The sequence below is a fragment of the Glutamicibacter protophormiae genome (genome assembly GCF_014647495.1).
Lineage (GTDB): Bacteria > Actinomycetota > Actinomycetes > Actinomycetales > Micrococcaceae > Glutamicibacter > Glutamicibacter protophormiae.
This window is the reverse complement of sequence record NZ_BMPH01000008.1, coordinates 147,656-165,689: the sequence shown is the minus strand read 5'-3', so window position 1 is coordinate 165,689 and position 18,034 is coordinate 147,656. Positions and strand designations below refer to the sequence as shown.

15 protein-coding genes are annotated in these 18,034 nt (G+C 68.7%); 7 read left to right on the top strand and 8 right to left on the bottom strand.

Features of this window, described 5'->3' with window-relative positions; translation table 11 throughout:
* Window positions 1–39: 39 nt before the first annotated feature.
* Window positions 40–1,053 (top strand): LacI family DNA-binding transcriptional regulator, encoded by a 1,014-nt coding sequence (locus IEY43_RS11115; RefSeq protein WP_188948665.1) that lies wholly within the window; start codon window positions 40–42, stop codon window positions 1,051–1,053.
* A gap of 115 nt (window positions 1,054–1,168) precedes the next feature.
* Here IEY43_RS11115 and IEY43_RS11110 read toward each other — a convergent pair whose 3' ends face one another.
* Window positions 1,169–2,545 (bottom strand): MFS transporter, encoded by a 1,377-nt coding sequence (locus tag IEY43_RS11110; RefSeq protein ID WP_188948664.1) that lies wholly within the window; start codon window positions 2,543–2,545, stop codon window positions 1,169–1,171.
* A gap of 279 nt (window positions 2,546–2,824) precedes the next feature.
* On the opposite strand from IEY43_RS11110, the gene IEY43_RS11105 reads away from it, so the two are divergent.
* Window positions 2,825–3,520 (top strand): IclR family transcriptional regulator, encoded by a 696-nt coding sequence (locus IEY43_RS11105; RefSeq protein ID WP_188948663.1) that lies wholly within the window; start codon window positions 2,825–2,827, stop codon window positions 3,518–3,520.
* A 93-nt stretch (window positions 3,521–3,613) separates the two neighbouring features.
* Here IEY43_RS11105 and IEY43_RS11100 read toward each other — a convergent pair whose 3' ends face one another.
* From IEY43_RS11100 to IEY43_RS11090, 3 genes are all read right to left on the bottom strand, one after another.
* The gene (locus IEY43_RS11100) at window positions 3,614–4,843 is read right to left on the bottom strand and encodes an MFS transporter (RefSeq protein WP_229777360.1); all 1,230 of its coding nucleotides are present in this window, start codon (window positions 4,841–4,843) and stop codon (window positions 3,614–3,616) included.
* A 158-nt stretch (window positions 4,844–5,001) separates the two neighbouring features.
* Complete coding sequence (locus IEY43_RS11095; protein ID WP_188948661.1) at window positions 5,002–8,100, bottom strand: AAA family ATPase; 3,099 nt, start codon at window positions 8,098–8,100, stop codon at window positions 5,002–5,004.
* The gene (locus IEY43_RS11090) at window positions 8,097–9,263 is read right to left on the bottom strand and encodes an exonuclease SbcCD subunit D (RefSeq protein WP_188948660.1); all 1,167 of its coding nucleotides are present in this window, start codon (window positions 9,261–9,263) and stop codon (window positions 8,097–8,099) included. The genes IEY43_RS11095 and IEY43_RS11090 overlap by 4 nt, the downstream gene beginning before the upstream one ends.
* A gap of 52 nt (window positions 9,264–9,315) precedes the next feature.
* On the opposite strand from IEY43_RS11090, the gene IEY43_RS11085 reads away from it, so the two are divergent.
* Window positions 9,316–10,251 (top strand): hypothetical protein, encoded by a 936-nt coding sequence (locus tag IEY43_RS11085; protein WP_188948659.1) that lies wholly within the window; start codon window positions 9,316–9,318, stop codon window positions 10,249–10,251.
* Between the two features lie 71 nt (window positions 10,252–10,322).
* Here IEY43_RS11085 and IEY43_RS11080 read toward each other — a convergent pair whose 3' ends face one another.
* Together IEY43_RS11080 and IEY43_RS11075 are read right to left on the bottom strand one after the other, a co-directional pair.
* Complete coding sequence (locus tag IEY43_RS11080; protein ID WP_188948658.1) at window positions 10,323–10,733, bottom strand: hypothetical protein; 411 nt, start codon at window positions 10,731–10,733, stop codon at window positions 10,323–10,325.
* A 96-nt stretch (window positions 10,734–10,829) separates the two neighbouring features.
* Window positions 10,830–11,831 (bottom strand): 3'-5' exonuclease, encoded by a 1,002-nt coding sequence (locus tag IEY43_RS11075; protein ID WP_188948657.1) that lies wholly within the window; start codon window positions 11,829–11,831, stop codon window positions 10,830–10,832.
* Window positions 11,832–12,119: 288 nt separating this feature from the next.
* Here IEY43_RS11075 and IEY43_RS11070 point away from each other — a divergent pair, with 288 nt between their 5' ends.
* Genes IEY43_RS11070 through IEY43_RS11055 form a run of 4 tightly spaced genes read left to right on the top strand, consistent with a single transcriptional unit; the run spans window position 12,120 to window position 16,392 of the window.
* Window positions 12,120–14,270 carry an AAA family ATPase gene (locus IEY43_RS11070; RefSeq protein ID WP_229777365.1) on the top strand — a complete coding sequence of 717 codons (2,151 nt, stop codon included), beginning with the start codon at window positions 12,120–12,122 and terminating at the stop codon, window positions 14,268–14,270.
* Window positions 14,271–14,297: 27 nt separating this feature from the next.
* Window positions 14,298–15,515, top strand: coding sequence for an NAD(P)/FAD-dependent oxidoreductase (locus tag IEY43_RS11065; RefSeq protein WP_188948655.1), 1,218 nt, complete (start codon window positions 14,298–14,300; stop codon window positions 15,513–15,515).
* Complete coding sequence (locus tag IEY43_RS11060; RefSeq protein ID WP_188948654.1) at window positions 15,479–15,754, top strand: hypothetical protein; 276 nt, start codon at window positions 15,479–15,481, stop codon at window positions 15,752–15,754. The genes IEY43_RS11065 and IEY43_RS11060 overlap by 37 nt, the downstream gene beginning before the upstream one ends.
* A 50-nt stretch (window positions 15,755–15,804) precedes the next feature.
* Window positions 15,805–16,392, top strand: a complete 588-nt coding sequence (locus IEY43_RS11055; protein ID WP_188948653.1) for a hypothetical protein — start codon at window positions 15,805–15,807, stop codon at window positions 16,390–16,392.
* Here the strand turns inward: IEY43_RS11055 and IEY43_RS11050 are convergent.
* Window positions 16,389–17,084 carry a hypothetical protein gene (locus IEY43_RS11050; protein ID WP_188948652.1) on the bottom strand — a complete coding sequence of 232 codons (696 nt, stop codon included), beginning with the start codon at window positions 17,082–17,084 and terminating at the stop codon, window positions 16,389–16,391. The two genes, IEY43_RS11055 and IEY43_RS11050, sit on opposite strands and share 4 nt — an antisense overlap.
* Complete coding sequence (locus IEY43_RS11045) at window positions 17,081–17,998, bottom strand: ABC transporter ATP-binding protein (RefSeq protein WP_188948651.1); 918 nt, start codon at window positions 17,996–17,998, stop codon at window positions 17,081–17,083. Before IEY43_RS11045 ends, IEY43_RS11050 begins: the two co-directional genes overlap by 4 nt.
* Between the last annotated feature and the right edge of the window lie 36 nt (window positions 17,999–18,034).

Here is an 18,034-nt window from a genome sequence, read left to right as displayed (position 1 = left end):
ATTCACCTTTTCATCCACCACTGCGTCGGAAGGAACTTCGTGGCCGGCATCAAGGATGTAGCCCGAGCAGCGGGCGTCTCCGTGGCGACCGTTTCGCGCGCGCTCTCCGGTCGGGGCAATGTCTCCCCCAGCGCATTGGCCGCCGTCCAGCAGGCAGCCCACGATCTTGGCTATGTGGTTTCTTCCACCGCATCGGGGTTGGCCTCGGGCCGCACCAGGAACATCGGCGTGCTGGTACCGGTCATCAACCACTGGTTCTACGCCAGCGTGCTGGAAGGCATCTGCACGGCCCTGATGCGCGAAGGCTACGACACGACGTTGTACCAGTTGACCAAGGATCCGGACCAGCGGCATCAGATCTTCTCCGATTTCCTGCAGCGCCAGCGTGTCGACGCGGTCATCGCGGTGAACCTGGAGCTCAGCGAAGCCGAATTGGTGGCCCTGCACGCGCTGGACAAGCCGCTGGTCGGGGTGGGCGGTCCGCTGCCGGGGGTCCCGACATTGCAGGTGGATGACGAAGCGGTATCCGCGCTGGGCACCGCGCACCTGCTGTCCTTGGGACACACGCGGGTCGGTTATATCGGGGGTTCATCGGAAACCGATGTGGATTTCCGCGTCCCCTCCCACCGGCGCATCGGCTACGAACACGCGCTGGCAGAGGCCGGGATCGAACTCGATGAGGCACTGTGCGTCAGCGCGGACTTCACGATGGCCCAGGGATACAGCGTCGCCAAGCAGCTGCTGGGGAATCCCGCCGCCCGGCCCACCGCCATCTTCGCCGCCAGCGACGAAATGGCCATCGGTGCCATCCTTGCGGCCAGGGATTTGGGATTGCAGCTGCCCCGCGACCTTTCGGTGGTCGGTGTGGACGACCACGATCTGGCCGAATTCTTCGGGCTGACCACCATCCGGCAGCTTCCGCACGAGCAGGGAGAGCTCGCCGTGGCCATGCTGCTGCGCGCCATCCGCAAGGAGGAACCGGCGCAAGCCCACACCCTGGGCCACGAACTGGTTGTCCGAAGCTCCACCAGCCGTCCGCCAGCCGACCACTAGCTATCCCGGGAAGCAGCAAGCCCCGGTCCCACCGTGCACCAAAGAGGCCAGGCGGCCCGCGTAAATGCGGGTCGCCTGGCCATTTGGACTGCTCCGCCGGGGTCGGCGGCTGAAGCTAGTTCGAGTGGTGCTTGCGCTCCGCCTCGACCTCGGCTTCGCGGGCGGCCGCGGCCACCAGTTCCTCGTCCAGGTCCTCGACGTGAAGGTTGCGTCCGCGGGTCTCGCCGACCCACAGCACGGCAGCCACGGAGATGATGGTCAGCACCATGATGTACACGGCGATGGACAGCGAATTCCCGGTGGCTTCCAGCAGGATCTGCGCCACGGTGGCGGCGAAGGCGCCGCCGAGGATGGCGCCGAGCGCGTAGCCGATCGAGATGCCCGAGTAGCGGATGTGGGCCGGGAACATCTCGGCGTACATGGCCGACTGCGGGCCGTAGGACAGGCCCAGTCCGATGGTCAGCACGAAGACCGCTACGCCGTACAGCATGATGTTGCCGGTGTTCACGAGCATGAACATCGGAATCATCCAGACGAACACCAGCGCGTAGCCGATCACGAAGGTCGCACGGCGGCCGATGACGTCGGACAGCCAGCCGCCGACCAGGGTGAAGATCAGCCAGCCGAAGGAACCGATGGTGGTGGCCAGCAGGACCGGCGCGACCGGCATCTTCAGCACGGAGGTGGTGTAGGAGATGAAGAACGCGATCACCAGGTAGCCGGCGGCGTTGTTGGAGATGAAGATCAGCGCGGCCTGGACGACCTGCTTGAAGTTGGACTGCATCAGCTCCTTGAGCGGAGTGTGCTCCGAGGCCTTGCGCAACGCCATCTGCTTGAAGATCGGGGATTCCTCGACCGCGCGGCGGATCAGGTAGCCGACGATGATCAGCACGACGGACATCAGGAACGGGATGCGCCAGCCCCAGGCCTGGAACTGCTCGGGGCTCATCGAAATGCGCAGGACGTACAGCAGGCCGGTCGCCAGGATCATGCCCAGCGGCACACCAATCTGCGGGAAAGCGCCGAAGTAGCCGCGGCGAGTCTCCGGGGCGTGCTCGACGGCCATCAGGGCAGCGCCGCCCCATTCGCCGCCGGCCGAGAAGCCCTGGATGATGCGCAGCGCCACGAGCATGATCGGTGCGGCGATGCCCACGGCGGCGTAGGTCGGCAGCACACCGATCAGCGCTGTGGCAACACCCATCAGGATGAGGGTCAGAACCAGAATGCGTTTGCGCCCGTACCGGTCACCGAGGTGTCCGGCGACGATGGCGCCCAGGGGGCGGAAGAAGAAGGAAATGCCGATCATGGCGAAGGACAGAATCTGCGCCAGTCCCGGATTCGATTCGCCCAGCGGGGCGAGGAACAGCGGAGTCAGCAGCGTTGCCGTCAGCTGGGCGAAGATGAAGAAGTCGTACCACTCGATCGTGGTGCCCACCAGGGTGCCGGCAAGGACCCGGCGTTCCTCCTTGGTGCGCGAAACGTTCTGAGACATAGTGAATGATCCCTTGATGCGAATTAAGTTACCGACCGTTCGGACAGTTACGTAGACAACACTATAAACGACAAGTGAATCTCCTCACAACATGAAGTGATCCATATTTCACGACTACGAGTTCCGGGTCACGATAAATCCCCCAACGACTCGGGAGATTTCCGCACCATCCGGCAAATCTGTTCTAATAGAGAACACGAGGACCAGAATTCCCATTCGCTTAAACCATCGGTGCCCGGCATCGTTACTGGTCCGCCCCGCGCCAGAATGACTATCGCCATGCCAACTTCCCAGACACTTTCCCGAGGCATTCGCGTGCTGGAAATCGTCGCCGCGTCGCCGACCTATCTGTCGATCGCCGATGTCGCAGCCAAGCTCGACGTGCACCGTTCAATTGCCTACCGCATTATCCGGACGCTGGAAAACCACCGGCTGCTGAGCCGGGACGAAGCCGGGCTGATCCGCCCCGCCTCGGGTCTGGCGGCGCTGGCCCGGTCAGTGCAGCGCGATTTGCAGTCCGCTGCGTTGCCGGAACTGACCAGGCTGGCCAACAATCTGTCCATGACGGCATTCCTCGCCGTATGGGAGCACGATGTATGCACCACGCTGCAGTCGGTGGAACCGTTGCATTCGAGCAACGCCATCGTTCATCGTCCTGGTTCGGTGCACGGCATGGACGTCGGCGCTGCAGGAATCGCCATCCAGTCCATGTACACCAAGGAGCAGTGGCGGGCGCTGGACACCGAGATCGAGTACCGGCCGCAGGCGCGTGAAGCCCGGATCGACGGTTATGCCACGAGCGCCAACGAGGTCATCCAGGGTGTCGCGTCCATCGCGGTGCCGATCCCCAGCCAGCAGACCACCCCGGCCTCGATCGCAGTGGTCTTCGCTGCCAGCACCGTCACTGACCGGAACGGCATTATCCGCGCGTTGAAGGAAGCTGCCCTGAATATCGCCGACGAACTCGGCAACTGAGCACACGGCCCGGCCATGGCGCCGGGGAAAAGCAAACCCGCCGACGGAATCCGGAGAATTCCTTCGGCGGGTTTTCGCTGCAAGCTGCAGGTCCTAGCGAACGCGCCTCAAGGAGGCCGCCCGGGAGGCGAGGACCTTCATGATGAGGCCTGCCAGCAGAATCACGAAGGCTCCCCCGGTGGCGACCCAGAATGCGCCGAGGTAGCCCATCGAGTCGGCCAGCAGGCCGGCCAGGCCGTTGCCGATCGCGGTGCCCACGACGATGCCCGCGGAGAGCATGGTCATCACGGTGGACAGGCGCTGCGGCGGGGCAACCTCGCCGCCCAGGGTCATGACGGTGACGATGACCGGACCGACGGCGAAGCCGGCCACGAACAGGGCCGCCAGCATCCACGGAGTCGAATCGGCCAAGTGCAGCCCGAAGCTGAGCACGCTCAACGCCGCGCCGCAGGCGATCCAGCGGTTGATCTGGCTGAAGCCCTGCGGCCAGGCGGCCACGGAAATCGCGGCAATGGCGCTGGAAACGCCCATGGCGCCGTAGAGCAGGCCGCCCTGGTTCGAATCGCCCTGCGCCCCCGCGAAGGCCAGGGTGCCTGCGGCGGTGGAGCCGAAGACGGTACCCAGCGCGATCATGCTCAGCACCAGCGACCCGATCGCGGCCACCTGTCCTGCGCTGATCTTCACTGTGGCCGCGGAGTGGACGGAGGCTCCGGGCTGCAGGGCGCCGGCGGTGCGGTGCAGCGCGAACAGCGGCACGAGCACGATGGTCAGCGCGGCGGCCAGGTACAGCGGAAGCACCGGGGAGACCAGCGAGGCCAGCAGGCCGACTGCCACCGGGCCAAAGACGAAGCCGAGTTCGTCCAGCATGGATTCCAGGCTCAACGCGGCAGTCAGGGTCTTGGGTTTCTGGTTCGTGCCGCGGGACATGGCGATCCAGCGGACCCTGGACATCGGGCCGACCTGCGGCCCGGTGGCTCCGGCCAGCAGGCACAGGGCGACCAGGGGGCCGACCGCGAGTTCGGCGCCGGAATTGGCGAAGAGCGTGAAGGCGATCAGCAAGATGGTGTGCAGCACCGCGGCGGCCAGCAGCACCGGACGCTGTCCGCGCCGGTCGGCCAGGTAGCCGATGCTGGGTCCGCCCACGGCCGAGCCCAGTCCGACCATGGCCGCGGCCAGGCCGCCCAGCCCGTAGGATCCGGTGTTGGCGGTGACCAAGGTCATCGAACCGATGGTGAGCATGGCCAGCGGAAGGCGGGCCAGGAAGGTCAGCGGAAGGTAGGGCAGTCCCACCATGGGGACCAGCGCCGAATATCCGGATTTCATCGCGGATTCCTCAGCATTTTCGCGCGACAAGATATGTTGGGACAACACAACTCCATGACGAAGTGTGCGTCGTCCCACACCCCCCGACGCACCATCTGCCCAAATATGCCGATTGGCACTATCCTCAACATAGCCAGCCCCGTCGGACATGTCCAGTCCTACATTGACACCAGCGGCTGCACCTCGCGTTCGATGCGCGAACCGTGCTGGGTTTTCACCACCGTGACCCGGTTGGTGATCCGCTGCTTCATTTCCGCCACGTGCGAGACCAGGCCGATGGTCCGGCCGCCGGCCCGCAGGTTCTCCAACGCGCTCATGACCTGTTCCAGCGTCTCGGCGTCCAGCGAGCCGAAGCCCTCGTCCACGAACAGGGTCTGCATGTCCACCGCGCCGGAATGGTGCGAGATGACGTCCGCCAGCCCGAGCGCCAGGGCCAGCGAAGCCATGAAGGTCTCGCCGCCCGAGAGCGTCTGCGTTTCGCGGTGCTTGCCCGTCCAGGCATCCAGCACGCGCAGGCCGAGCCCGGACTTGTTGTTCCCCTGCTTTGAATCGTCGTGGTGCAGCGAGTAGCGCCCGCCGGACATGACAGCCAGGCGTTGGGAGGCCGCCACGGCCACTTCTTCCAGCCGCGCCGCGAGCACGTAGGTGCTCAGTGTCATCTTGTAGAGGTTCTCGCCCCCGCCGCGGATGACGTCGGCCAAGCCGCGAAGCCGCCGGTAGGCCTCGATGACCGGCCCGGAATCCGCGCGCAGCGCTGCCAGGCTGGCCACGGCCTGCTCATGGCGGGCGGCGGTGCTCTGCGCCAGGACTTCCAGCTCGCGCGCCCGCTCGTAGTCGGTGTCCGCCTGGGCCACCGCTTCGGCGGCCAGTTCGAGATCCAGTGCGGTGGGCGGCTGGACGCCCTCGGCGGCCAGCTTCGCAGCGCGGCGGGCGTCCGCGGAGGCTTCCAGCGTGGTGATGGAGCTGGCCCGGTCGGCATCCGCGGCGACCAGCGTGCGCAGTTCGGCGCGTTCGGCCGCCGGAAGCAGTGCGGCTTCGTAGGCTGCGGGATCCGGGAAGCCGGCGGCTTTGCGCTCCTTGTGCCAGGTGTTCTCCGCCTTCAGCGCCGCCGCATCGGCCTCGCGGTAGTGGTACACGGCGTTGTGGCCGCGGGTGTAGGCGCCCACGGCAAGCTTCAGCCGGGCCACCAGCTCTTCCAGGCTGCCCTGCCCCTGGCGGACCTTCTCCAGCTTGGCGTCCAGGTCCTTCAGCTTCCCGGCCAGCGCCGCGGCCGCCTGCGCCGACTTCGCATGCTCCAGCGCGGCCCGGTTGGCCCGGTCCGATTCGGTTTCGATCCGGGTGCGCAGCTGGTCGAGGTTCTTGATCACCGCGGCGATCCTGGCCTGTTCCTTCACGGCAGCCTCCAGCTGACCGGTGCTGGCTTCCAGCCGCCCGGACAGTTCAGCCACCGAATGCCCGTCCGCCGCGTCGCTGGCGGCGGTGAATTTGGTCAGGGCGACATCGCGCTTCGTGGTGGCGGCGGCGAGCTTGGTGCGCTCGGCCGCGACGGCGGCCTCAAGCTGCTGGATCTGCTCGTCCTCGACCAGCTGCGCCCCGGCGTCGGCGCGGGCAGGATTCGGATGCTCGGTGGCGCCGCAGACCAGGCACGCCTGGCCGTCTTCCAGCGCGGCGGCCAAGCGCAGCGCGCTCTGTTCCAGCTGCTCGCGTTGCAGGACCACCAGCGACTTCTCCGCTTCGACAGCTTTCAGGCTTTGTGCGGCGAATGCCGATTCGGCCGTCGCCACGGACTTTTCCAGCTTGTCGCGGGTTTTCGCATGTTCCAGCTGGGTGGACAGCTGTTGGGTGGCTTCACGCAGCCGCAGCACGAGCGCGGCCGCGGATTCCGCATCCAGTTCCTGTTCTTCCAGTTCGACGCGTTCGGAGCGCAGCGAGGCAAGCAGCTGCTCGGCCGCGGTCTTGGAGTCCTGATGCGCTGCGACCTGGGCGGTGAGGTCGTCGAGCGCGGCCGCGAGCCCTGCGCGGTCTGCTTCCTCGGCCAGCGCTTCCTTGGCCAGCGTCAGCTCGGATTCCCGGCCCTTGAGCAGCGCTGACAACCGCTGCTGGGTGTCTTCGTCGGCTTCGCCGGTGAAATCCCAGTCCTTGGCCAGCTTCGCCTGGATCTCGCGCCAGGCCGCGGCGGTGCTCCGGTGCTGCTGCACGGCCTGATCGGCCTGTTCCTTGTAGGCCTTCACCGCAACGGCCTTCGCATCGCGGTCGAGTTTCTCCCCGGCGGCCACGGCGGCCGGATGCTGTTCGGCGTAGGCCGATTTCAGCTGCGCCAGCTCCTGCAGGCGGGCGAACACCCGGACCTGCTCCGCCAGCCCGGCCGAACGCTCGCGCGCGGCTGACAGCTGGCTGCGCAGCCGGGCCGCGGCGGCGGCGAGCCGGTGGTGGGTGTGCTGGATGCGCTGCTGGTAGGCTTCGAATTCCTGCTCCGTGCCGACCGCTTCGGCCGCCGGATTCTCCGTGTCAGCCGCCGCGGCTCCTGCAGGCCCGGCGTCGCCCGGTGCTGGCGCCGGGTCGGGGACCGCATGGGCCGCCAGGAAGCCGGTGGCCTCGACGCGGATCGCCGCCTCGCTGGCGGCCAGGGCGGATTCCAGGGTTTCGGTCTGCTCGCGCTCCTCGGCCAGGCGGGCGGAGAATTCCTCTTCGATGGCGGCGTAGTCGCTGGTGTCGAAGAGGTTGGCCAGCAGGTCCTCGCGGTCCTTGGCCTTGGCGCGCAGGAAGTCGGCGAAGCCGCCCTGCGGCAGCATCACGACCTTGGTGAACTGGTCGCGGTCAAGCCCCAGCAGGCCGCCGAGCACCTGCCCGACCTCGTCGTTGCGGGTGGACAGCTGTTCCCAGGCTCCGCCGGTGAATTCGCGCAGCAGGCTCACGGCCTTCTGCTCGGTGACCTTGTTCTTGCCGCGCTTGGCCGGGCGCATCCAGGCCGGGGAGCGGGTGACCTCGAAGCGGCGGTTGCCGATGGTCAGCTCGCAGACGACCTGCGGTTCAAGTCCCGGGGCGGCATGGTCGGAGCGGATCTGCCGGCTGCCGGTGCGGTTGCCGGGCAGCGAACCGTAGAGCGCATAGCAGATGGCGTCCAGGATGCTGGACTTGCCGGCGCCGGTGGGGCCGTCGAGCAGGAACAGCCCGCCCTCGGCGAGCTCGTCGAAGTCGATGGTCTCGGTCTCCGCGAAGGGGCCGAACGCCTGGATCTGCAGCTTGTGGATTCTCATCGGCTGACCTGTGCCTCTCGGGTGCGCTGGATGACTGACTGGAGGATGCCGCGTTCGGCCTCGTCTGCGGCGCGTTCGCGCACATGCTCGATGAAGTCCTGGACGACCTCCTCGGTGCTGGCGGCCTTGGCCAAGCGTTGCGCGTAGCTGCTGGGCTTTTCCTTGTCTTCCACACCCTGCGGGTCGAAGTTCAGCACCACGGTGTCCGGGAAGCGGCTGCGGATCGACTGCATGGCCTCGGCGGGGCGCTCCGGATCGGTCAGCGTCACCTGGCACCAGGCATCCACCGCGTAACCCAGGTCCGGGTCATCCAGCAGCTGCTGCAGCTCGCCGCGCAGGATCACCAGCCGCTTCGGCACGCCCAGCAGCACCTCCTCGATGCCGGCAATCCCCTGAGGGCCGGTTTCAATGATCCACACACCCTTTTTGTGGTTGGCCTCGGAGAAGGAATAGGCCAGCGGCGAGCCCGAGTAGCGCACGTGCCCGCGCACCTGCTGGCGGCCGTGCAGGTGGCCCAGGGCCGAATAGTCGAAGTGCTCGAAGAGCTCCACCGGGACCACGTCCAGGTTGCCGGTGCTCAGTTCGCGCTCCGAATCGCTGCCCACTCCCCCGGCGGCGAACAGGTGGGCCAGCGATACCGAGACCACCGGGCTGCCTTCGGCGCGCAGCTGCGCGAGGTGCTCGTCGACCCGGGTGATCGCCGCGGCCACGACCGCCTGGTGGGTGGCCTTCTGCACCCCCAGCTGGTCCATGACCATGCGCGGCTCCAGATACGGGATGCCGTAGATTGCCACCTTGTGGTCCTGCGCGTCGAGCACCGCCGGCTGCAGCATGCGCTCCAGATCCGCGATGATGTGCACCCCGGCGGCGTCCAGCAGGTCGGCGCCGAAATTCAGCCGCGAGGCCGAGTCGTGGTTGCCGCTGGTCATGATGATCCGCGCCCCGGTGCCAGCCAGTTCGCGCAGCGCCCAGTTGCACAGCTTCACCGCATCCACGTGGGGCAGCGCCCGGTCGTAGATGTCCCCGGCGATCAGCACCGCATCGATGCTCCGCTCGCGGGTGATGTCGATGATTTCCTGGAGCACCGCACGCTGGGATTCCAGCAGCGAAGCGCCGTGGAAGGTGCGGCCCAAATGCCAGTCTGAGGTGTGAAGCAATCGCATAAAACCCACCTTATGCAAAATCACCGACACAAAGAACATTAGACTGGGAGATGTGAATGAAACCGGTGAAATTGCACTCCTGCCAGAGAACTACTCAGACAAGGTGTTCGCCATCCTGCTCGGCCTGGCCGACGGCGCAACCCACGCCCGCGACGACATCGATCCCGGGGCCACCGAAATCCTCCCGCTCTACCTGGCCGACGGCCTGCTCGAAGCCCTGGAATGGGCCAACGACGGCGTGGCCAGCGACGAAGCGGCCTGCATGTGGCTCGCCGCGCTGCGCGGCTACAACAAGCTGACCGGGTCCTTCCCGGACAACGCCCCGCAGCCGCTGGATCGCTGGATCGACAAGGAATTCGCCCGCGTGGAGATCTTCGAGACGATCCACCCCGGCGACCCGTTGAACCTTGCCGGACTGGATTCCAAGGACATGGGCCAGCCCGGGCGCCCGACCGGCCCCGGCGCGGATTCCGCCGGCGTGCTGCCGCGCGCCGCGATCGCCGCGCTGCTCGGCCGCGTGCCGGTGAGCACCACCGCGACCCTGGCCCGCTCGGCCGCGTTCCTCACCCACGACGCCCAGGCGGCGGAGACCGGCATCGCCGCCGCGAAAATCATCCGCTCCGCCATGGAGCAAGGGGAGGACGCCGCCGCGCAGTGGCCGTCGCTGCTGGAGCCGCTGGAAGGCACCGCCGCGCAGGCGCTGCGCGAGATCGTCGACCGCATCAGCGCCGGCATCGGCCTGTCGCCGGCTGCCGCCTACAACGCCTACTTCGCCGAGAACGAGCCGGAGCAGGCCGAAGATGAATCCGACATCGACGCCGTCCCGGCGGCCTCCGCCGAGGCGGCCCGCGATCCGGAGGTCGACGCCTACGCCGTGGCGCTGCTCTCGGCCATCCACGGCTCGGATGCGGTGGGCGAACGCCCGGCCAGCGCCCTGGACGACATCATCTCCGAGCTGCACGACCGCTGGATGGCGCTGCTCGTCTAGCCCGCGCCCGGCTCGGATCAACGACGCCGCACACCCGAGGGGGTGTGCGGCGTCGTGCTTTCCGGAAGCTCCTACGCGTGTCCGCCGCGCGGATCCGCGGTGTCCGGGCCCGTGGCCGGCGGCATCGGCGCCGCGGTGCGCAGTCCCGGGGCGAAACTCAGGAATGCGGCGGCGGCACCAGCCAGGGCCAGCCACAGCGCGGTGTCGAAGACGGTCTTGGCGACGATCCGGCAGCTTCCCGCGGCGGCGCCCGGGTCCAGCGCCCCGGCGGGCATGCCGCAGGCGGTTCCCCGGATGGAGAGCGGGAAGATCATGGCCAGCGCGGCCGCGCCGGTCAGCAGGACCGCCGCCCCGGCGACGAAGGCGCCGCAGCGGGCCATGCGGGTGCGCCGGGCCAGGAAGACGGCCAGGCAGGCGGCGAAAAGCAGTGCCGCCAGGGACAGGACAATCCCTGCCGGCGGTTCGGTCAGTAAGTCGATCATGCACGGTGTTTCGTTCGGCGGCTCGGTCAGTGCCAACCTACCAGCCGCGCTGCGTCCGGGAGGTGAAGACCAGCGGTATTCCCAGTGAACTGGTACCTAGGCGGTCAGCCCGAACCCGCCGACCATCTGCAGGAATTCGCCCTCGGAGATGATGGAGACGCGCTGGCCCTTGTCGCGCAGGCGCAGCACGTGCTTGGCCTTGTTGGTCAGCCGGCCGGTGGCCAGGTCCTGCGGGACGAAGCCGTCGCCGACCACCAGCGCGGTGGTGGCGCGGGTGACGCGGGAGGCGCACTGGGCGCCGTGCTGGGCGGCCATCTCCTTGGCCTGCGGCCGCGGCAGGCTGAGGTTGCCGGTGAAGACGATGACCTGCCCGTAGAGCGGATGGCTGGGATCGGCGTCCAGGTTCGGCTGCGGGTTGGGGCCTTCCTGCGGCCAGTTGCCGAAGTCGCCCTGCAGGGGCAGCGGATTGCCCGAAGCCAGCCAGCCCTGCGCGTCGCGGGTGGCGCGCGAGAGCGCGTCGCCCGGGCTCCAGGCCTGGGTCAGGCCCAGCCCCACGCGGTAGTGGTCGGCGGTCTGCAGCACCGAGGCGGTGCCGCTGCGCTCGGCCATGTCGATCATCGCCCAGGCGCAGGCCACGGAGTCGGCGAGCGCCTCGTGGTGGTTCTCGATGGGGTGGCCGGCTTCCTCGGCGACGAAGGGCAGCGAGTAGCTGGGCAGGTCGTAGGCCTTGCGGGAGAGCTTGACGGTGCACAGGTGCGCGATTTCCGGCACCGGACGCTCGCTGGCTTCGGAGGCCGCGCGGATCACGCCGGAGTCGAACGCGGAGTTGTGCGCGACAAGCACGTCGGAGCCGACGAAGTCCAGCAGGTCGGGCAGCTTCTCATCCACGCGCGGGGCATCGATGACCATGTCCGCGGTGATGTGGTGGATGGAGACATTGCGCGGGTCGAAGTGGTCGAACCCGGCCGGCGGCTTCATGAGCCACTGCTCGGTCTCCACGATGCGCCCGGAGCGTACCTTGACCAGGCCGACCGAGCAGGCCGAGCCGATAAATCCGTTTGCTGTCTCAAAATCTACTGCAGTGAAGTCCAAAGCCACGCCCTACAGCCTACTCTGCTTTGCCGCGATTGGCTGTGAGGCGCAGCCCATTCCCGGCGGCGGGACCTCCCCGCGGCCCGTCCCGGGGCAGTGGCCCGGCACGGTGGCCAGCGCACCCCGGGGGCGCCGCGAAACAGCCCGCTGGCCTGCCCCTTCTACTATTCTCCAGGCGCCGTACGGACGCTGCCGGCGCGGCGTGGACGGCACTGCGGCAGCAAGGCATCTCACATGCGGCGTGCGGGGCGCGGGAACCTCGACGGCAGCTGGCGCCGGTCGTATCCTGTGCTTATGGACACGCACGCCGGGCGGGACGCGGGAACCTCCGGGATCTTCGCCGCGCTGGAGAAGGCGCGGGAGCGGGGATTCGTCGGCCGCGCCCGGGAACTTGCGGCGTTCGCGGACACCGTGGACGGCGTCTCGGAGGCCAGGGTATTTTTCATCCACGGGCCCGGCGGGATCGGCAAGACCACGCTGCTCGACGCGCTGGCCCGGCGCGCCGCGCGCCGCGGACGGTACTGCCTGCGCCTCGACGCGCGCGACCTGGTCTGCTCCGGCGCGGCCGTGGCCGCCGCGATCGACGAGCGCAGGCGGACCGCCGGGAATCCTCCCCCGGGCGGCGAGGTGCTGTTCATCGACGGCTACGAGCTGCTGGAGCCGCTGGACCGGTGGTTCCGCGAGGAGCTGCTGCCTGCGCGGCCCGCGGGGGCGGTGGCGGTGATCGCCTCGCGCAATGCCCCGTCGATGCGCTGGCGCACGGATCCGGGATGGCGCGGGCTGCTGAAGGTGTTCGAACTGGACGCCTTCGGCCCCGGGAACAGCATGGAGCTGCTGGCCCGGTTGGGCGTCGAACCCGCATCGCGGCGGATCCTGGCCGGCCTGGGGCGCGGCTACCCGCTGGTGCTGGCGATGCTCGCGGATGCCGGGCCGCCCGCGGGACGGCCGGAGCGGCTGGCCGACATGCCGGACCTGGTCTCGCAGCTGTGCCGGATGATCGTCGACGACATCCCCGACGCCGAGCACCGCACGGCGCTGGCGACCTGCGCGCAGGCGACCCGGATGACCGAGGAGCTGCTGCGCCGCACCGTCGGCGCGCGGGCCGCCGAGGCCTGGGATTGGCTGCGCGCCCGGCCTTATGTCAGCAGCGGGCGCACCGGGCTGTTCCTGCATGACGTGGTGTGCGAGCTGTTCGAGGCGGAGTTCCTGCAGCGCTCGCCCGACGACTACGTGGACCTGCACCGCGTCATCCGCGACTACTTCCTGGAGCAGCTGGCTGATCCGGGGCGCCCGGATGCCGACCGGGCGGCCGCCGAGCTGATGCTGCTGCACCGCCGCGGCCCGCTCTCCGACGAGATCGCCGTGCTGCGCCGGGCCGGGCTGCCGCGGATCGAGCGGGCCGCGTACCGGGAGCATGAGCGCATCCTGGAGCTCATCGAGCAGGGCGAGGGCATCGACGTCGCCCAGCTGGCGCGGCAGTGGATCGAGGCGCAGCCCGAAGGGCTGTACCGGGTGCGCTCGGATGAGGGCGTGGAAGGCTTTTCCGTGCAGGTCTACCTGCCCGAGCCGACCGGGATCGGCCTGCGGGACCCGGTGGCAGCCGCCATTGCGCGCACGGTGGCCGAGCGCGCGCCGCTGCGCGACGGGGAGCGGATCAACATCAACCGCTTCGCCGGGGCCAGCGGCGCGTACCAGCGCGATCCCACCCAGCTGCTGGTCAACGGCGTGGCCTGCATCCTGGAATGGTTCAGCCAGCCCGCGGCGTGGTCGTTCATCGTCACCTTCGATCCCGAGCACTACGGCCTGTATTTCGAGTACCTGGGCTTCAGCCCCCTGGTCCGGGTGCGGTACGGCGGGCGTGAGCAGGTGGCCTATGGATGGGATCGGCGGCGCTTTCCGCCGCAGAGCTTCTTCGAGCTGATGGAGAGCAGGGAACTGAGCGGGCAGATCGGTCCCCCGCCGGCGGATCTGCTCAAACCCGAGCCGCTGGCGCGCGGCGCGTTTCTGGAGGCGGTGCGGTCCGCGCTGGCGAACTACCGCAGCCCGGACCGGCTGGCCGGCTCGCCGTTGCTCGACACCCAACTGGTCCAGCCGTTCAGCCGGCAGCCGGTCGAATCGCTGCGCCGCACCTTGCGCGCCGGGGTCCGCGCCGCCTCCGCCGACCGCCGCGGCGCCGAGTCCGGGCGGGTGCTGGAGCGCACCTACCTCAAGGGCGCCCCCTCGCAGGAAGCGGCCGCCGAGCTGCTGGGCCTGCCCTTCGGAACCTGCAACAGGCGCTGGAGCGCGTGGGCGAGGTGCTGTGGGCGGTGGAGATCGGCTCCCGCCGGCTCTGGGAGCTTCCCGGGCTGGAGCCCGAGGCTGCGGAGGAAGAAGCCGCGAACCGGGACAATGGACAGGAATTGGACGGAAAGTGATCTGGCAGCCGGGCGGTTAGGCACCGGATGATGGCCTTCTTCGAAAGGGAGCAAGGCCATGAAAACCACCAATCCACGTGAGATCACCGTCGTGGGCGCCGGGCTGACCGGTTTGACCGCCGCAGTGCTGCTGGCCCGCAGCGGGCACAAGGTCACCGTGCTGGACCGCGACCCGCAGGGTGCCCCGCCGGGGAACGAGCAGGCCTGGGAGCATTGGGCCCGGCCCGGGGTCAGCCAGTTCCGCCAGCCGCATCTGATGCTGCCGCGCTGGCACCAGCAGATGCTGAGCGAGTTCCCCGAGCTGGCCGCCGGGCTGCCCGCGGCCGGAGCCCGGCGGGTGAACATGCTGCACCTGCAGTCGGCCGCGGCCGTGGGCGGCTGGCAGGACGGGGACGAGGCCTTCGACACCCTCACCGCCCGCCGCCCGGTGCTGGAGGCGGCGTTGTGCGCGCTGCTGGTTCGCGGCCAACGGCGGCTGCGGATCCGGCGCGGGGTGGCGGTGCGCGACCTGCTGGTCGAGCGCTCCGGCACGGTCCCTCGGGTGCTCGGGGTGCGCACCACCGCGGGCGAGCTGCGCTCGGATCTCGTCGTCGATGCGGCCGGACGGCACACCCGGCTGCCGCGCTGGGCAGCTCAGGCCGGCGCCGACTCCGCGATGGACAGCGAGGACTCGGGCTTCATCTACTACGGGCGGCACTTCCGCGGCCGCGACGGGCGGGCCCCGCAGGGGGCGAATCCGGTCCTGAGCCATTTCCCCTCGCTGTCCGTGCTGACGCTGCCCTGCGACGCCGGGACCTACTGCCTGGTGCTGGTGGCCGGTTCCCGGGACCGGGCGCTGCGCGGCCTGCGCCATGAACCCCAATGGCTGGCGGCGGTGGCCGCCAATCCGGTGGCGTCCCGCTGGGCGGCGCAGGGCGATCCCATCACCCCGGTGATGCCGATCGCCGGGATCCAGGACGTGCGCCGCAGCTACGTCCGCGACGGGGAGCCGACCGTGCTGGGGCTGCTGCCCGTCGGGGATTCCTCCGCCGCCACGAATCCCTCGCTGGGCCGGGGCGCCGCCATCGGCGCCATCCAGGCCTCGGTGCTGCGCAATGTGCTGGCCGATGGGCCCGGGATGCGCGGGAGCTCGCGCTGGCTTATGAGCGGGCCTGCGCACAGGCCGTCACCCCGTGGGTCGAGGGCGCGCTGCGCTTCGACCGCCACCGGCTGGCGGAAATGCAGGCCGACGCCGACGGCGTGCCCTACGCGCCCGCGGACCAATCGTGGGCGATGACCACCGCCCTGCTGCGCGGCGCCGCGTCCGATCCGGTGCTGGCCCGGGCCTCCAGCCGCATCGGGGCCATGCTGGCCACGCCGCCGGAGATCTTCGCCGACCCCGCCGTCCAGCAGCGGATCGGCCCGCATCTGTCAGCCCCGCGCTACCCGGCGCAGGCGCCGAGCCGCAAGGAGCTGCTGCAGGTGCTCGCCGAAGCACGCGGCAGCCTGGAAACACCCGCCCTGCGGGCATCATGAAACACCCCACCGCAACCAGACCCACCCGCTACATCAGGAGCACACCCATCATGACCCTCGTGATCTCAGATCTCGCCGCCGCCACCTCCGCCTACCTCCACGACGACGTCAAATTCCGCATCGGCGACGTCACCGGAAACCTCAACCCCGGGGAGATCGGTTCCCTGACCCTGCGCTGGACCAACGCGGCGGCCCCCACCGGCGTCCGGCTCAGCAACGTCGTGCTGCACGTGACGGTTGCGCCGGACTCCGTGGCCAAGCTGCGGGTGCCCGGCGGCGCCGCCATCAACCCCCGGACCGAGTTCGATGTGAACAGTCCCCGGCCAGCCGCAAATTCGCTGGTTGATGAGCTGTTCGTCTTCTTCAGCTCCACCGCGGTCGTGGGCGCGGGCCTCGACTCGACGTTGGATGTCGGGGAATCCCAGGAGCTGGAACTGGAATTCGAGGCGCTGGCCCGCGGCACCGCCGCCTTCAGCGGCCACCTGCACGCAGAGCTCGCGTTCGCCGACCTGTTTCCCCGGGGCGCGGGACCGCCGGGACCAGGCAGACCACGGTCAGCTAGCGCACCGGGCGAGGCCAAGGCCCTGCCGCTCGGTCGAGCGGCAGGGCCTTGGCGCGTTCGCCGCCGCGGTTCCTAGACGATGGCCTTGCGCAGGGTCAGGTAGGAGGATCCGGCCAGGACGACCGCAAGGCCCGCGCCGGCGGCGGTCACCCCGGCGGCGGTCCACGCCGCCAGCCAGCGTCCGACCTGCGGCCAGGTTTCGGTCAGGGTGATCAGCGCGACCGCCCCGAGCAGGGCCAGCCCCAGCCCGATGGTGAAGACCAGCACCCCGGTCGTCCTCCAGCGCATGTACAGCGTCGCGGCGAAGAAGCCGAGCATGAACAGCAGGATCATCAGCACGAAGTAGAACAGGATCTGCGTGAGCCAGTTGTTCTCGGCGATCCACTGCAGGGCGAAGAACCGCCCGTCCACACCCCATCCCCCGGTGGCGATCTCGACCAGGCCCATCAGGTAGTAGAACACCGCCAGGATCAGGGCGCAGGCGGAGAACAGCGCCAGCGTGCCCAGGTAGAAGCTGCGCCGGGAAACACTCATCGCCATGGCGAAGGGGAAGGTGAGCGTCAGAGCCTGGATGCCCAGGGCCAGGAAGTACCACATGGGAGCCTGGGCGCCCCCGCCGTAGAGGATGCCTTCGCCCCCGCCGCGGCGCACCAGGTACCAGATGGCCAAGGTGAAGAGGAACGCGCTGGCCAGGATCACCAGCGGAATCCCGATGAACGTCCACTTGTTGATCAGCTGCATGCGTGCGACCTTGATGATGCGGCTCATTTGATGGCCTGCCTCTCGGTAGTCTGTTCCTGGTTCTTCTGGGAGTTCAGCGTGCTGCGGACCACCAGCTGCTGCAGCGAGACCGGGGTCAGTTCCAGCCCCTGCGCCCGCGCCCGGTCGCGCTGTTCTTCCGACAGGCGTGCGCGAATGGAAATGCTGGACAGCGAGCCCAGCGCATCACGGTGGATGACCGGGTAGCCGGCGATGAATTCCTCGACCTTTTGGGCGCCGCCGGTGACGGTGACCGCTGCTCCCTGCAGCTCCTCGGCCTCGGCGTCGATGATGATCCGCCCCTGGTCGATCACGATCACGTGCTCCAGCAGGTTGGCGACCTCGTCGATCAGGTGGCTGGAGAGCACGATGGTGCGCGGGTGCTGCGCGAAGTCCTCGACCAGGCGGTCGTAGAAGATCTGCCGCGCCACCGCATCCAGGCCTAAGTAGGGCTCGTCGAAGAAGGTGATGTCGGCCCGGGAAGCCATGCCGATGATCACTCCGACCGCTGAGAGCTGGCCGCGCGAGAGCTTCTTGATCCGGCGCTTGACCGGGAGGTTGAAGGCCCGGATGAGGTCCTGGGCGAGTTCCTCCTCCCAGTTCCCGAAGAAGAGCGCCGCGGCGTGGAACGCCTGGAAGACCTTGAAGTCATCCGGGTACTTCTGCGATTCGCGGATGAAGCACAAGCGCGCCAGTGTTGGATCATGTTCGAACGGGGCGTGCCCGAAGATCTCCGCGGTCCCGTGATCGGCGAAGTTCTGCCCGGTCAGGATCGACATCAGCGTGGTTTTTCCCGCTCCGTTGCGTCCGAGCAACCCGTAGATCCGGTTCGGGGCCAGGCTGAGGCCGACATTGTCCAGGGCCTTGACGTCTTTGTAGGTCTTGCTCAGCGCCCGGGTGGCGATGGCTGGTGTTTCACTCATGGCTCATTCCTGCCTGTGCTTGTGGGAGGCCGGTGG